This is a genomic window from Paenibacillus sp. V4I5 (genome assembly GCF_030817255.1).
Classification (GTDB): Bacteria; Bacillota; Bacilli; order Paenibacillales; family NBRC-103111; genus Paenibacillus_E.
This window is the reverse complement of record NZ_JAUSZB010000002.1, coordinates 5,775,512-5,790,307: the sequence shown is the minus strand read 5'-3', so window position 1 is coordinate 5,790,307 and position 14,796 is coordinate 5,775,512. Positions and strand designations below refer to the sequence as shown.

The 14,796-nt window shown below is 43.3% G+C and carries 15 protein-coding genes; 6 read left to right on the top strand and 9 right to left on the bottom strand.

Annotated elements, in window-relative coordinates:
* The first annotated feature begins 215 nt into the window (after positions 1-215).
* The gene (locus QFZ78_RS28460; protein ID WP_307552534.1) at positions 216-383 is read left to right on the top strand and encodes a hypothetical protein; all 168 of its coding nucleotides are present in this window, start codon (positions 216-218) and stop codon (positions 381-383) included.
* A gap of 112 nt (positions 384-495) precedes the next feature.
* On the top strand, positions 496-900 hold the full coding sequence (locus tag QFZ78_RS28455) for a CBS domain-containing protein (RefSeq protein ID WP_307552532.1): 405 nt from the start codon (positions 496-498) through the stop codon (positions 898-900).
* A gap of 213 nt (positions 901-1,113) precedes the next feature.
* Here the strand turns inward: QFZ78_RS28455 and QFZ78_RS28450 are convergent, their stop codons facing one another.
* A complete protein-coding gene (locus QFZ78_RS28450) occupies positions 1,114-2,121 on the bottom strand; it encodes a DUF3231 family protein (protein WP_307552530.1) in 1,008 nt (335 codons plus the stop codon).
* A gap of 124 nt (positions 2,122-2,245) precedes the next feature.
* Positions 2,246-2,971 (bottom strand): AAA family ATPase, encoded by a 726-nt coding sequence (locus QFZ78_RS28445; RefSeq protein ID WP_307552528.1) that lies wholly within the window; start codon positions 2,969-2,971, stop codon positions 2,246-2,248.
* A gap of 153 nt (positions 2,972-3,124) precedes the next feature.
* Here QFZ78_RS28445 and QFZ78_RS28440 point away from each other — a divergent pair, with 153 nt between their 5' ends.
* Positions 3,125-3,343 (top strand): hypothetical protein, encoded by a 219-nt coding sequence (locus QFZ78_RS28440; protein WP_307552526.1) that lies wholly within the window; start codon positions 3,125-3,127, stop codon positions 3,341-3,343.
* A 455-nt stretch (positions 3,344-3,798) separates the two neighbouring features.
* Here QFZ78_RS28440 and QFZ78_RS28435 read toward each other — a convergent pair whose 3' ends face one another.
* Together QFZ78_RS28435 and QFZ78_RS28430 are read right to left on the bottom strand one after the other, a co-directional pair.
* Positions 3,799-4,767 carry an SDR family NAD(P)-dependent oxidoreductase gene (locus tag QFZ78_RS28435; protein ID WP_307552524.1) on the bottom strand — a complete coding sequence of 323 codons (969 nt, stop codon included), beginning with the start codon at positions 4,765-4,767 and terminating at the stop codon, positions 3,799-3,801.
* Between the two features lie 453 nt (positions 4,768-5,220).
* Positions 5,221-5,448, bottom strand: coding sequence for a YolD-like family protein (locus QFZ78_RS28430; protein ID WP_307552523.1), 228 nt, complete (start codon positions 5,446-5,448; stop codon positions 5,221-5,223).
* A gap of 193 nt (positions 5,449-5,641) precedes the next feature.
* On the opposite strand from QFZ78_RS28430, the gene QFZ78_RS28425 reads away from it, so the two are divergent.
* The gene (locus QFZ78_RS28425) at positions 5,642-6,202 is read left to right on the top strand and encodes a DJ-1/PfpI family protein (RefSeq protein ID WP_307552521.1); all 561 of its coding nucleotides are present in this window, start codon (positions 5,642-5,644) and stop codon (positions 6,200-6,202) included.
* 346 nt (positions 6,203-6,548) lie between these two features.
* Positions 6,549-7,919, top strand: coding sequence for an NADP-specific glutamate dehydrogenase (gdhA, locus tag QFZ78_RS28420; protein ID WP_373460185.1), 1,371 nt, complete (start codon positions 6,549-6,551; stop codon positions 7,917-7,919).
* Between the two features lie 89 nt (positions 7,920-8,008).
* Here gdhA and QFZ78_RS28415 read toward each other — a convergent pair whose 3' ends face one another.
* From QFZ78_RS28415 to QFZ78_RS28405, 3 genes are all read right to left on the bottom strand, one after another.
* Positions 8,009-8,872 (bottom strand): aminoglycoside phosphotransferase family protein, encoded by an 864-nt coding sequence (locus tag QFZ78_RS28415; protein WP_307552517.1) that lies wholly within the window; start codon positions 8,870-8,872, stop codon positions 8,009-8,011.
* Between the two features lie 102 nt (positions 8,873-8,974).
* Complete coding sequence (gene rpmF / locus QFZ78_RS28410) at positions 8,975-9,151, bottom strand: 50S ribosomal protein L32 (protein WP_029193705.1); 177 nt, start codon at positions 9,149-9,151, stop codon at positions 8,975-8,977.
* Positions 9,152-9,389: 238 nt separating this feature from the next.
* Complete coding sequence (locus tag QFZ78_RS28405; protein WP_307552515.1) at positions 9,390-9,761, bottom strand: hypothetical protein; 372 nt, start codon at positions 9,759-9,761, stop codon at positions 9,390-9,392.
* A gap of 204 nt (positions 9,762-9,965) precedes the next feature.
* Here QFZ78_RS28405 and QFZ78_RS28400 point away from each other — a divergent pair, with 204 nt between their 5' ends.
* A complete protein-coding gene (locus QFZ78_RS28400) occupies positions 9,966-10,463 on the top strand; it encodes a DUF6022 family protein (protein WP_307552514.1) in 498 nt (165 codons plus the stop codon).
* Positions 10,464-10,563: 100 nt separating this feature from the next.
* Here the strand turns inward: QFZ78_RS28400 and QFZ78_RS28395 are convergent, their stop codons facing one another.
* Entirely contained in the window at positions 10,564-11,697 is a 1,134-nt protein-coding gene (locus QFZ78_RS28395) for a response regulator (RefSeq protein ID WP_307552512.1), read from the bottom strand.
* 2 nt (positions 11,698-11,699) lie between these two features.
* On the bottom strand, positions 11,700-14,795 hold the full coding sequence (locus QFZ78_RS28390; protein ID WP_307552510.1) for a hybrid sensor histidine kinase/response regulator: 3,096 nt from the start codon (positions 14,793-14,795) through the stop codon (positions 11,700-11,702).
* Position 14,796: the final 1 nt, after the last annotated feature.

Here is a 14,796-nt window from a genome sequence, read left to right as displayed (position 1 = left end):
TTAGTTTTAATAACTTTTACTATTTTAATTAGCTTCAGGTTATTAATCAATGGATATTTATTCTAATCGGAATGGTTCTATCTGCTTTCTTGCTTAATATGTGAACCACAAAACAGCTGTCATTCATAATTCGACTGTCCTCTACACCCTCATTCGTGAACAACATAACGAAACTTATACTAATGAAACAATTAACATGATTAAAGGAGCTTCGAATGCTAACCAATATGGAGGAAAGAAAGATCACTAATGGAGATATTGACCTGATGATTGCTGAAATAGAGGAAGGCTGGAGAGAGTTGAGTATGATCAGTAGGTCTTGCCGGGATATTAGGGAGGATCTGGTTAGGCTAACGCAAGTTTTGGATGAAATCATTTATTAAGATACTGGTGTCACTCGCTTAAATGGAAACATTTTCCAATGCCTTTGTAAGACATTTATGTTTTAATGAACATATAATTGATTGAAATTTCTGAGAAAAGGAGTTAATCACTATGACAATAGCCTCTTTTCTATTACCCAAAGACAAGGTTGCCTTTATTACATCGTCGGCTTCCATGCGGGAAGCGCTAGAACAATTAGAAAATCATTATTACACAGCACTTCCCATTGTTGCTAGTGACGGGAAATATGTAGGTACACTGTCGGAAGGTGACCTGTTATGGACCTTAAAGAATACACCTGGGCTTCATTTTGATAATTTGGATCAAGTGCCCGTGAGCGAAATTGAGAAGCATATTCATAATGAGTCCGTTTCAATTAATGCCTACATGGAAGATATGCTGGCGCTAGCAGCTGATCAAAATTTTGTTCCGGTTGTAGATGACGAAAATATTTTCATAGGAATTATTCGCCGGAAAGATATAATTGAATATTATATGAGAAACATAACCGATTGATGAACCTAATGCCAATGCTTCAAGTTCTATCAGTATTGATTTGGCAATATCTTTCCCCTTTTTCTACTACATCGACAAAATTCAAGACACTCTGCCTCCTTTAATTCTCGAATTAACAATAATCCCAAATAAATGTTTATTGTGCTTAATTTGTCCGTTAACATAAACAAGCTGCCCAATTAAATTGCGGCAGCTTACATGTGTTCGTTTGCATCATGTTTTCGTTAGTTGTTTTCTATCTTCAACTTGTGGTGGTTCCTCCATCCAACCGTTTTTGATCATTAATTCTCCACCGTCTTTGACAAAGGGTATAATTTTCTGAGTAAGTCGAGCCATCGTCACCAGCAAATCACTTCGCAAACTAAAAGCTCCACCCAGTGCATTGCTACCAATACCAAATGATCCTAATAAGTTAGTGATATACATCATTAACTTATCCGAAAAAGGAGCAACCGTAGAATTCGTCGCTTTCCCTGCATGAGTGGCAGGCGGCTCTATGTAATCTTGACGTAAATATTCACCTAGTGTTGTTTCAACTTCTTTGGACAATTTCATTCCTTCAACAAAATATTCTTTAACTTTCTTATCATTAGCTACTTGGGCGAACCCAATCATTAGTTGCATGCCGGTAAGGTTAGTCTCAATGGCATGATGTAAAAGGGAAATTTCAATGGCATTTAATGATCTTGTTTCCCTTAGCAAATTAAATCCTGATAAATAATTTTCATCCTTAATAAAGGCAATTTCTTTGGGCATTGTCATAAAAGGAGGGCGGACAAGAACCCCTTTATCTAAAAGAAACTGTGTACATTGGTCAAACATCTCTTGTGCGTTTGCTGTTAATTGCTTAAATAGTTGTCTTATATCTTTACGATAGGACATCGTTGAGTACAATGCAAAAAGACTAGCCTCAATCTTGCTTATCATATGTAAAAACATGGGCTCATACAGAAAATCAAATAACTTAGGAACTCCTTTATTAACGTCGTTTGCCGTAAAGCCAAGTGGAATAACTGCTCCTTCTTGTTGGAAAATATGTTTAATGGATTCTACAATTTGTTCCGATGAATCGTAAGTCGACTTTAAGATTTGTTGAATGTCATCATTTTCTACATGCTCAAGGAAATACTCTAAAAACTGCAATAACATTGTTTTTTCTTGATAAGTCATCCACAAGTTTCCTATTTCTGATGACGTCAATGGTACATGGTTTGAATTCATTGGTTATACTCCCTTGTTTTAATGATTAATGATTATTTTTATCCATTAACTCCATTTAAATTCCCTAATGAAATAAAAAAAAGAAGCCGCTTCATAGCAGCTCCTGTTAAACTAAAGTTTTTCGCTAATTTTCATCATCGGAATCGGAAAATAGCTCCTGCAGGACCGTCTTTCTGTTTTCAAGAAACCGTCTTGTGATGATGTAATGGAGCGTGTCCTCATATCTAATTTCCTCTACGGGATGAACATCAAAGTTAATAATCTGTGCATCTGGAAATCCGAGAAGTATCGGAGAATGCGTTGCAATGATAAACTGAGCTTCTTTCTCTAAATCCTTGATAACCCGCATTAATGCCAATTGCCTTGCAGGGGATAGAGCCGCCTCAGGTTCGTCAAGAAGGTAAATCGCCTTTTTCCCAAAACGATGTTTAAAAAGAGAAAGAAACGCTTCCCCATGCGATTGCTCATGTAAAGAACGACCACCGTAATATTGCAGACTTTCGGGCAAAGTATCCAAATGGGATGCAAAGTGATAAAAAGTCTCTGCTCTTAGGAAAAAGCCATTCGTGATTTTAGGCATCCATGAAAGACGAATATGATCCCCAAGAATGGAATGCGAAGCATCCACATCATAATAGTTGTTCTTCCCTCCGCCAGCCGTATTAAACCCACTTTGATAAGCAATTGCTTCAAGGAGAGTTGATTTACCCGAACCATTCTCCCCAACAAGAAAGGTGACATTCGTTCGAAATGAAAGTGAATTTAAAGACTTCACAGCAGGTATGGAAAAAGGATAGGTTTTCGGATCCGTACGATCATTCCTCAGAATCTCAAGACTTCGCAAGTACATTAATTTCAACTCCAAACAAAACTTTCATGAACCTAGTGCATGTTGTTATTTTAACATAACTACGTTATTACATGATAAGCTATTACATATACTCAAGTAATATTTTGTATAAGCTGGTCGCAATTGACCTATCCGAAGGTGAGGTCGACGCTAATGCCTAAGATGCTGGAATCTGATGCGGATCTATTTGCTGCAGCATTATCACAAACTTCGGTTTCCGTGTGGCAGACGGACGCTGACGGTGTGTACTGCGAAGTAGATCGCGGAATCATCGAAAAGTTTACTAATAAATCCGTAAGACTGAGCACGAGAACGGATGAAATCGCATATTACTTCCGTGATGATGGGACCATTTTTCGTGCTGAAACGTAAAAAAGACGAGATCCGGATAAACCAGCTCCCGCCATAGTTATTTGGTGCCACCAATATAGTGATACAACTATCCGTGATGATTACAAAAAAATTTCAGTTCCATCCTTTAGCGATAACCGGTTTCTTTCTGTTATTAAAAAACCTGCCGAATAAACTCAATTTCTTTTTTCGTTTGAGAGTGAGTTTAACACCTTCAATAAGTAGTCTTGATCTCAATTCGTCGCGACGATTGAGCGTGTGTAACCTTTTTATGAACTGCATGTCCATGTTGACCATCCCTCCCAAGTATCTGTAAATGAGAAGCAGGACTTCTGATTCTGTGATATATACATTATAAGTTTACATTGGATAAATGTTTGTCACATTATAGATAAGTTCAGCACTTATTTTGTCGAACTATAGTCACATTCTATTGGTAGACAGAGATTTCATTGTAATTAATCATTCAATAACTATCACGCAATAGTTGATTTCCCCTGCTGCAATGCCATAATAGTTGCGGTAATACCCTCCTGGAACGGCGTCGCGGCGATTGGTCCGATTAACCGATTGTATTTGTCACCGCTTAGTGTCAAAGGCTCTTCGGTTAAGTAAAGCATCTCGATGACTTCTTTCATGACAGGCACGAACATACCTAGTATTGATAAACCTAATTTTTTCATTGGAATGACCGGTTTAACATGGCCACTTGCCGCTTGTGCAATCTGTACGATCTCTCGTCCTGATATGAGCCCAACCCCGGGTATATGCCAGTTCTGTCCGTAACTGAAGTCTTTGCTTGCCAGCTCGGTAATCATGGCAGCCGCATCCGGCAAGTAAACGAATTCGCGAGGAACATGCATGTTGCCAACGAAAAAAGCCATTTTCCCAGCAGCGATCGCTTCTAAGGTTGAACCTAAATACGAGGCTTCATTAGCCGTTGGTCCATAATAGTCGGGCAAGCGTACAATCATGACTTTGGCCTTGCTCCACCGCTTGCTAAACAACATCCGCTCATAGTCCAGGCGGACTTTTCCTTTTTTCGTATGAGGCTGTTTGGGATGCTCTTCTGTCACAAGAGCTGTTTGTCTTCTCCCATAAGGATAGATCCCGTCAATCGCTACAACTCTAATCGCTAGCCGTTCTGCCGCCTCCATGACCGATTGGCCTAGAGGTATCAGCTTCTTCTCCATCTCGTGATAGGGTACGTTCGCGCAATGGAACAAAACGTCAGCACCGCCTGCTTGAGCTACAATATCATCAGGGCGCATTGCGTCTCCAACGGCCAGTGTCAAGTGCGCGGGATTTCCAAGCTTTCCAGCAAACTGCTCCAATTTCTGACGCGAACGCCCAAATGCAATAGTACGTATCCCCCGTTTGACCAGTTCTTCCGTGATGGCTGCTCCCGTCCCGCCCGTTGCTCCAATTACAATTGCTTTTTCCATTTTCATCGGCCTCATTTCGTTATTTGTTATTGATCAATCACTAACTTGAAATCATCATATCATCTTGTTATTGATTGGTCAATCACTAAATGTTTGTTTTTGTACAAGGAAGACCTTTTTTTCTCCCTCACGTTTCAGTATACCTTTTACGAAATTCACTTTTGCTTTCAATTTTAGGGGATGAATACGCTGGTTTTTATGAAGCTACTGACTTTATTTTCACCGAAGAAAATAAAAAGAAGCTGGATCATTGATCTCAGCTTCTTCATTCTTGCGTCTTACCTGAAAAGAGAAATTAACCATATTGCAGGCAATACTTTATTCAATTTTCAATTCCAATATGGATACATTTTTAATTCGAACATTATCCGGTAAACAGGTTTTCTTTCTTTTCCGTTTTTAACGCAATAACCACTAGTATTGCCAAATAAAAAGCAAAGTATAACTTAAGTATTATTCCACCAATTCTACATTCAAGATATCGTCAAATGCTACCCAATCCGTACCATTTTCGTGGGATAACTTTACTCTTCTTATCTCTTGATCAATTTTGGTTATTAGACCTGTAATTTGCCCATCCCCAGCCTCATTATAAATCTTTACAATAATAAATTGCTGGCTAAGTAAGGCATTAGCCATTACGTTGGCTATCTTTTTATTCTCACGATTACTAATACTCATTATGACTCAACTCCAATCCCAGAACATTCGTTCTAATCTTATTATACTTTTAGTAGGATGAGTGGTAAAGAGTCTTTGGGATATACTTCATTCGTTCGATTCGACAAATCGTATCAAATTCCACCCGTTTACAACGAAACGAGGTTTATTCATAATTATAGGTGGTTACCATCTATTTCCAAGGAGTGATTCCATGTCAAAGAGAATCTTAATTCTAACTGGTGATGCTGCAGAAGTTCTAGAAGTTTATTACCCCTATTTTCGTGTATTAGAGGAAGGGTACGAGGCCATAATTGCTTCACCGACGAAGAAAGTACTTCGTACAGTCGTTCACGATTTTATCGACGATTGGGAGACCTATACAGAGAAACCGGGGCATCTGCTGCCGTCACACATCGCTTTCGTTGATGTAGATCCTAGTCAATATGATGGTTTAATCATTCCTGGAGGCAGAGCCCCAGAGTACATCCGTTCGAACGAACATGTTCCACGTATTATTCGTCACTTCCTTGAAGCTGATAAACCAATCGGCGCTATTTGCCATGCTGCACAGGTATTCTCCGCTTTAAAAGACAATCGCTTTTTTGAAGGCCGCACCATGACTGCCTATAACGCTTGTCGTTTAGATGTCGAGCAGCTCGGAGCTTTGTATACAACAGATTTACTTCATGTGGATGGTAAATTAGTCACTGGTCACGCTTGGCCGGATTTACCAGGCTTCATGCGTGAGTTTTTGAAGCTACTCTCCAAATAACTTAGGTTGATCCTATACCTCCGATTTTTTGGGGCTGCCCCTGCAGCCCTTTTAATGTTGAACTATTATTTTCCGTCATGTTACAAAAATTTGTCCTCATCTAATCTAGTGCGACAATAAGGCCAAACTGACAGAAAGCGCCCTGTTACCCACCTCAATCACATCAACTTCACCCCCTAGTAGTGCAGCATGTATGTCATGTTATTTTATACCAAATGAGCACTTAATTAACACAAAAAAGTAAGCTTACATGACATGTAAATTTTAATTGCCCAATTGCCAAGGATAAGGTAAAACTATACTATTAGACATTTTACTATAACTGATTATGAAGGTGGATGAGGTTGTGATTGTTCAAGTGGATAATGAGGCAGTTGCAAGGGAATATGTACACGTCGTATACGAAACCGTAGTCAAACGTAATCCTTATGAATATGAGTTCCATCAAGCTGTGAAGGAGATTTTAGAGTCGCTGATCCCGGTTCTCTCTAAGCATCCGAAGTATATGAAATACGGTATTCTTGAGCGGATCGTGGAACCAGAGCGCTTAATCACTTTCCGCGTGCCCTGGGTAGATGACCAAGGGATAACGCAAGTTAATCGTGGTTTTCGTGTTCAATTTAACAGTGCGATTGGGCCGTACAAGGGTGGGTTGCGTTTTCATCCCTCCGTTAATGCGAGCATTATTAAATTTCTTGGATTTGAACAAACTTTCAAAAACTCCCTTACAGGCCAGCCGATCGGCGGCGGAAAAGGCGGCTCCGATTTCGATCCTAAAGGAAAGTCCGATAATGAAATCATGCGCTTTACTCAAAGTTTCATGACAGAGCTCTATAAATATATGGGTCAGGACACCGACGTTCCGGCAGGAGACATTGGCGTAGGCGCACGCGAAATTGGTTACATGTTCGGTCAATACAAGAGAATTCGCGGTGCTCACGAGGCTGGTGTACTGACAGGTAAAGGTATCATCTATGGCGGCAGCTTAGGACGCACTGAAGCAACTGGGTATGGATGTGTTTACTTTGTGAATGAAATGCTGCAATCCAAGGGCCTTAGCTTCGAGGGCAGCACCGTAGTAGTTTCCGGTTCCGGCAACGTGGCCATCTATGCCATGCAAAAGGCGATACAACTAGGCGCCAAGGTCGTTGCTTGCAGCGACTCCAATGGCTATATCTATGATAAAAAAGGGATCTGCTTAGACACGATTCGACGGTTGAAGGAAGTGGATAGAAAGAGAATCAGCGAGTATGTAAAGGATCATCCGACCTCAACCTATCATGAGGGTTGTCACGGCATATGGTCCGTTCCATGTGACATTGCGCTTCCTAGCGCAACACAGAACGAGATTAATGAGGATGCTGCGAGGATCCTTGTAAGCAACGGAGTAATTGCGGTGGGGGAAGGCGCGAATATGCCATCTACCTTGGAAGCGATTGATGTATTCCTACAGGCAGGTGTGCTTTTTGGACCGGCCAAGGCAGCGAATGCAGGCGGTGTTGCCGTATCAGCGCTAGAAATGTCTCAAAACAGTATGAGATACTCATGGCAATTCCATGAGGTGGACGATAAGCTCCATGCGATTATGAAAAATATTTACAAAAGTGCCGTCCAAGCGGCAGAGGAATACGGGCATCCGGGCAATCTTGTAGTAGGCGCCAATATTGCAGGCTTTACAAAAGTGGCCGACGCCATGATTGCTCAAGGTGTTGTTTAGGGAAAACAGCAATTATCAAAAAATTCATTTAAAACAAGCCTCTCTGCTCCGGTTCATTTCATCGGAATAAAGACGTTTGTTTTTTTTCATTACGATAAGACTTTCCAATAGTCCCATGCTTTTAAGTAATCCGATAAATCATGTGGATGATGTTTTAAGCAAATCCCGATGCGACAATAAAGTTGAATGATCACTTCTTCAATAAGCCTTGATCTTTCTATTGGTTCATGAGTTAGTAAAGTGAATGCTTGAAATAAAATTTCCAAGTTCAAATCGTCAGGTGAGGAGCAAAAAGCATAAATAAAATCATATAGCAAAGGCCCGACAATCGGTGAGGGATCAATTACTCCTATTAATGCATTTTTATCAAACACGAAATTATGGACACCACAATCGCCGTGAAGCAAAAACCGTTCTTGTCTCTCTCCCTTCGATATGTTTTCAACAAATGATTTCACTTTATAATAATCCTCAGTGGGTAAAAGACTTCCAATATTAATTCGAGCATATTCCACACCCTGATCAATATATTCATGCCAAGTTTGACAAGGATCTTCCAACCAGAAGCCCCACTTGTCTGTTTTTTGATAAATTGCATAATGATTCAAGAGTTCTTTGATTAGAGTTGTTAGCCAGTCTATTTTTGAACCACGATTATAATGGGTTGTACCAGTAATATATGAATATACAATGAATGCTTTATTAGGTTCAGTATAAAGAAGTTTCGGCAACAAAGTGCTTTCTATATAAGTCAGATGTAATTGTTCCACTAAGAAAATATTTTGAGGGCTATCCATCTTCAGCACGTATTTGGGTTCATCGTTTACTGTAAGAGTATACACAAGTCCTTCCGTGGTCCCGTTCATCTTATTAGCAGCTATCGCGGTTGTTTCTATTACACCTGTTTTACTAAGGTCTTTAATGATTTGGTTAACATCTAGTTTTGGTGTCATTTTTACTTCCCCCTTAGTGAATACAGTCTTTTTATATGTCTTTATCATACAAAAATGACACTCTAATTGATTAGAGTGTCATTTAAGATGCAATTCATATTATTATTGAGCTTTTACGATCTCTCTACCTTTATATGAACCGCAGTTTTTGCAAACATGATGTGCCATTTTTAATTCTGCACATTGTTCACACTTCACCATTCCTGGCACAGCCAGTTTAAAGTGAGTACGGCGCTTATCGCGACGTGTTTTGGACGTTCTTCTTTGAGGAACAGCCATATTCAAAACACCTCCTGTTACTTTCAAATCAACAAGAGATATCATAGCTTTTCTCAGTATGATTTGTCAATGTTATAGCATTCAATGTAAACGAATTTTTTATAATTAAAACTCATCGTAATAATAAAATACATTGGAATACAGCCCGGGAAGCATCGCCATATAAGGACCATTGAAGAACGGGGCCGCCATTCCCATGATGGATGAAAGGATGACGAACAGGATGAACGACTCTTGGCTAATGACCCCGATAACTACGCAGGTGAGGCCGATTCCAACCAAACTTAAGCAAATATACGAAATGTCTTTCAAGCGGGAACCGAGCGTAGACAACAGGATCGCGCCTTGATACCGAATATGGATTCGACCACGCTCGCGCTGTAGCCGCCGCGGCCGAAATGCGACAGGTCATAAAGGGAAACAAGGTCGGAAGCGGCATGAACGCAATATCGAAAATCGCGGTGCCGACAGTAAGTAGTACAATCGGTTTTTCCTGAATAAAGGCTTTCCAGCCAAGCTTAAACTCGCTAAAGAAGGAAGGAGCGGATGGAGTCGAATCCGCCTTTGGCTGATGGGTTTTCGTGAGCAAAAGCATCAGATTGGCGATCAAAGCGTCAAGTACATCCAGAAACAGCACAATGCCAAGAGAAGTGGCCTAGTATACCGCAATTATATCAATGGCATATAAACATTAACAACATTTATAATGTTTGTTCAAATAACACTCTACTTTTCGTTGTTTTTTTCCCTTAACCTTCCAATTTGCTTCAATGTTATACAATGAAAGGGCAAGTAAAAAAAGGAGGCGTATTTTGTGGAAAAAAAATTCCCAACCTTCCATCATGACATGACTATCGAACAAATTGGCGAAGTAGGCAACCGTTATATCGATTCTGAATGGGGGTCCTTGTACGAGTCTATGCATGAGCAATTATCGGCTGCTTTTCTTGAAATCGAAGATGCAGCCTACGGGCTTTACTTGGATCAGCTTATGCCTACGATATTTGATCGGCTGGAAGACGCTGGATTCACAGCTAAGGAGACCCTTGAGGAGAACGACTTTGTCATCGGAAAATGTTTGATTTTTCGAAACTCCCTTGAAAAATGGGGATCAGAAGAGAATAGGTCGAGAATATTCTGGAACGTTATCCGAAATAAGCAAGATCAACCTATTGGAACGTTACTAACAGAAATCCCCCATTCTCATATGAAGTTTGACATACCTTCTGCACCGCTATTATATTCGTTGCAAGAGAGCGTCAAGGTCGATATTGTAAAAGGAATTCGGCAAATCAAGGAGATTAATAGGTAAGACTAATAAGACCTCTTTCACATTAAAATAGACCTCCGAACCAACATGAAAGTGGAGTCGGAGGTCTATTTTCTAAAGCACGTTGTTGCCAAATGGGCTTTCAAAACAAGGCCGACGGGTTGACAGACAAGCTGACAAAATCAATCTCCGACAAATCCTCTGTCCGATCGAGCAGCTCCCGCACAAGCTCATGATAAGCTCTGGCATCCGCATCCCTGTTCATTAGCAGCAGAAGCGCGATCATCTTGGCATGAAGCCTTCCGCTTAAGGGAAACAGTTCAGCCCATTTCCGCATCGGGTTCAACGCAATATCGTAGCGCTGCTGCCGTACATACGTATCCACAATAGCTTCCAATAGTTCCGCATAGCTTAGCTCCAGCTCTGCCTGCCGTGGTGCAGCCCAACCATATCCACCTCCACTCAAATAGCCACCCCCATAGTGTTGCACAGCTCGAAGCGCATGTGTCAATGATAAGGTACGCTTAAACAGGTTAACCTCGTTTTCGTAAGCAACGACATCATCATATATGAATGTAGACCAATTCAGACTGTAGCTGCCCCCTGCTATCTTCGTCTGCACGATGAGACCAGATAGACCACAGGTTTCCAAATCTTTGCGCAACTGGTAGATCGTGGAATGCAGATTGACTTGAGTCCGTTCCACATCACGGCCATACCAGATTTCCTCCATGATTTGCGCCTTGCTGACCGGTTTGCCGCGATGGTGGTGCAGATACGCCAGAAGCTCCTTCCCTTTCGAGTTGCGGAATTTGATCTGAACGCCATTATCCATCGTAATGGTGAATGGACCGAAGCTATTCACCACTATTCCCGTTTCAGGTCGATTTTCCCCTTCCGCGTCGCGCCTGCTCCGTTTCAAAAACCGACTGATCATGCGGGACAAATCTTCCTTCAACACCGGCTTCAATAGATAATCAAGCGCCTCCACATCAAAAGCTTCCCTGGCAAACTCCTCATAAGCCGTTAGGAACGCGATATGGATCTCCGGCCGGCACTCACGAAGCCGACGCGCCAGTTCCAGGCCGTGCAGCGTAGGCATGTCCATATCGAGCAGGACCAGATCAATCGGCTCTGGCTCAGTTAATATATACTCTAGGAAAACAGTGGATTTATCGAACAAACCGCATACCTGGACTTCTTCGAACGATTCCAACAGCTTCCCTACCCTTCGAAGTGCGGGCAGCTCGTCGTCTACCGCAACGATTCGAATCATGTTTACTCCTCCTTGCTGTTCCGTGCAGCTTCGGGCAGGCGAATGGTCACTTTAGTGCCGCCGGCGACTCCTGCCTGGATCTCAAGACCCGTACCAAAAATCCTCAGCATTCGCTGATGAATGTTGCGAAGTCCTACGCCGCCTTTACCTTCATAATTCTTCAAGAGTATCGATTGCGCCCACTCAGGCATACCTGCGCCATCGTCTTCAACAGAGAGAATGATATAGCCAGGTGCCGAGTGTACGGATATCGTCACGGTGCCGCCTTCTTCTTGTTTGGTTATTCCGTGCCGCACGGCATTCTCGACGAGCGGCTGCAGCGTCAGAGGCGGCAGCAAACAAGAAGCGAATTCATCCACCTCGTAACGGATACGGAGCCGTTCACCGAAACGGGCTTGTTCAATTTGGAGGTAGGACTCGACTAATTCCAGCTCTTTGCGCAGAGGAACAAGCCTTTCTTTGTTCTTGAAGTCGAAGCTGCCGCGCAAATAACGGCTGAGGTTCAAGAGCAGATCATGCGCAGTCTGAGGTTCCTCCAGTGAAAGGCTTATAATTGTATTCAGAGCATTATATAGAAAATGGGGCTTAATTTGCGCCTGCAGAAACGCCAGCTCCGAGCGGACTGCATCCTCTGCGGAACGCCTCATCTCCAGCAGTGTACGCGTCCTTGCCCGCAGTTCATAGGCTTGGAACGGCTTGCTTAAATAATCGTTCGCACCTACCTCGAAGCCGTACACCACATCCGACTGCTCGTTGCGTACCGTCGTAAGCAGAACGGGTAACTCGAAGAGCGCATACGTCTGTCGAATTTGAAGACAAGTTTCATACCCCGTCTGTCCCGGCATCATCACGTCCAGAATGACTAGCCCGATCCTGCTGCCTAAACGGTTTAGTATCTCCATGGCCTCCTTCCCGTTCGCAGCCGTAATAATTTCATAGGGCTCGTCTGCCAGCACCGCCTGAAGCACCCGAAGATTAATCGGGTCGTCATCGACCGCCAGAATCATGTGATCCCGTTTTGAACCACTACCCGGGATAAAGGCCGCGGTAGCCCCAGTCTCCAGCCAGGCGGCCGTCATGTCTGCAGCCTCAAGGTTTAAAGAGCTTGGTAGCCGAACTTCTTCCATGAGACTACCATCACTGACGGGAAGCGTGAAGGTAAAGACGGAGCCCTTCCCCACCTCCGATTTCACAGAAATCTGTCCCCCATGGAGCTCAACCAGCCTCCTTGCGATACCAAGCCCAAGTCCGGTACCACCGAATTCTCTGGCAACGGACGTCCCTACTTTTTCAAACGATAAGAAGATCGTTTCTAACATATCCGCTTCGATACCCATACCGGTATCGGCGACCGCCAGATGCAGATTACCTCCTTCCGCCCACGCCGATACAGTAACCTCGCCTTCCGGCGTAAATTTAATCGCATTTCCAATGAGGTTATAGACAATCTGCAATAGACGGCTCTCGTCCGCATGCGCATAAGGCAGCGTCTCCGGCCAATTGAGGTTAAGCGTTACCGGCTTGTCCCCGATATAATGGCGAAACACCTCTTGCTGTGCCGATACAACTGTGCGAACGTCGACGGCTCTGCACTGCAGTTGAATACCGCTGTTCTTCAGAAGGGACAGATCAAGAATGTCGTTAATGAGATTCGACATGCGGCGAGCTACGGAGACCACAACCTCCAGCTGCTCCTGCTGGTGCCTGTTCAACGAACCCGCCTTCTCTTCCATCAGTGCCAGAGAAAGGTTCATAATACCGTGCAGTGGCGTTTTCAGCTCATGCGAAGTGTTGGCTAGAAATTCGTCCTTCATCCGGTTGGTAGCTATCAATTGTTCCGACATTCGGCTGATAATGCGATATGCGTTCGTAAATCTGCGGGCAAGCTCCATCGCTTGAATAAACACGAGCAGGATAAAGCCGTACGGCACGAGCTGAAGATCGTCCCAGATGATCCAGCCGTTGCTGTACAAAATATCATGGAGAGCCGCAACACCAAAGAGGAGCCATCCCAAAAGTTGGAGCCATGCACCTTCCCGTTTCCGCCAGGCTGCCCATGCAAATCCAAATAAAATATATGCCAGACTCACGAGGGAGACGTATTTGTACAAATCATTAAATCGTGTATACCATTCGGCAGGGAGCAGAATAACAGTTCCAATGAATGCACAGCCAACACCAGCCAGCAATTTAATGACGACCGGGTGAAACTCCTTGGGATACAACTCTCTCACAAACAGAAGTGCAAAGGTTACACCTCCATAGTAAGTTACATATTCTAGCAAAATTAGCAGCCGAATATCGGTATTTGGATAGAGTTGGACGATATACATCCCGCCTACCGCTCCTATTCGGATGGCGCCTAAGAGACAGCAAATGCCGAAATATAAGGCTGAACGCTCCGACCGTCGATTCGCGAACAGCGCGAGTTGATATAAGCCCAATAACGCACAGCCACCGAATACCGCCATATCCACGATACCTGTACGTTCCTTCAAGGCAAGCATCGTTTGCTCAGTGCCAAGCGACAAGCTGTACCAGATTCCGCCATGCGGATAAATCTCATTGGCCACTTGGAGGATAAGATCAAACGCCTTTCCAGGAGGATCGAATGAAACGGTTTGGGGCAAATAGGCGGCTTGCACGGCTGTCCGTTCAGATGAGACGACGCCTGTCTCAGCAATAACTCGACCATCAACCAGTATGCGATAGGCTGGAGCTATTGCAGGAATTTGCAGCGCTAATGTGCCGGAGTCCCCTTGCGTGAGTATGGTTAGCCGATACGTGGCGTAGCCTCGCCCCGACAGACCATAGCTCTTCCATTCGCCGGGAACCTGTGCGAAAATCGGCTTCACGCCCTTCTCTGAAGTGACTTTGGTTTCTGTCAGCAGCTGATTCCAATACATGGACCAGCGACCGTTAAGTCGGACAGGTCCGTCTTCATACAAACTCCATTGTCGCAGATCAAGGATACCTTCTACTGCCTGAGGACCGCTCTTAGCAGAAATAGTCTCTGAAATCGGCACATACAATGCTGCTGCAGCAATCATCAAGCCGACCAATATAACGAGTCTCTTGCGCCAACTATGTGACTTCATT

What these genes read in the sequence shown, in the direction of transcription:
- QFZ78_RS28430 (WP_307552523.1), bottom strand. Translation starts at nt 5,448, where the DNA reads ATGAGTATTAGTAATCGTGAGAATAAAAAGATAGCCAACGTAATGGCT.
- QFZ78_RS28455 (WP_307552532.1), top strand. Translation starts at nt 496, where the DNA reads ATGACAATAGCCTCTTTTCTATTACCCAAAGACAAGGTTGCCTTTATT.
- QFZ78_RS28460 (WP_307552534.1), top strand. Translation starts at nt 216, where the DNA reads ATGCTAACCAATATGGAGGAAAGAAAGATCACTAATGGAGATATTGAC.
- rpmF (WP_029193705.1), bottom strand. Translation starts at nt 9,151, where the DNA reads ATGGCTGTTCCTCAAAGAAGAACGTCCAAAACACGTCGCGATAAGCGC.
- QFZ78_RS28435 (WP_307552524.1), bottom strand. Translation starts at nt 4,767, where the DNA reads ATGGAAAAAGCAATTGTAATTGGAGCAACGGGCGGGACGGGAGCAGCC.
- QFZ78_RS28425 (WP_307552521.1), top strand. Translation starts at nt 5,642, where the DNA reads ATGTCAAAGAGAATCTTAATTCTAACTGGTGATGCTGCAGAAGTTCTA.
- QFZ78_RS28445 (WP_307552528.1), bottom strand. Translation starts at nt 2,971, where the DNA reads ATGTACTTGCGAAGTCTTGAGATTCTGAGGAATGATCGTACGGATCCG.
- QFZ78_RS28415 (WP_307552517.1), bottom strand. Translation starts at nt 8,872, where the DNA reads ATGACACCAAAACTAGATGTTAACCAAATCATTAAAGACCTTAGTAAA.
- QFZ78_RS28390 (WP_307552510.1), bottom strand. Translation starts at nt 14,795, where the DNA reads ATGAAGTCACATAGTTGGCGCAAGAGACTCGTTATATTGGTCGGCTTG.
- QFZ78_RS28440 (WP_307552526.1), top strand. Translation starts at nt 3,125, where the DNA reads ATGCCTAAGATGCTGGAATCTGATGCGGATCTATTTGCTGCAGCATTA.
- QFZ78_RS28395 (WP_307552512.1), bottom strand. Translation starts at nt 11,697, where the DNA reads ATGATTCGAATCGTTGCGGTAGACGACGAGCTGCCCGCACTTCGAAGG.
- QFZ78_RS28450 (WP_307552530.1), bottom strand. Translation starts at nt 2,121, where the DNA reads ATGAATTCAAACCATGTACCATTGACGTCATCAGAAATAGGAAACTTG.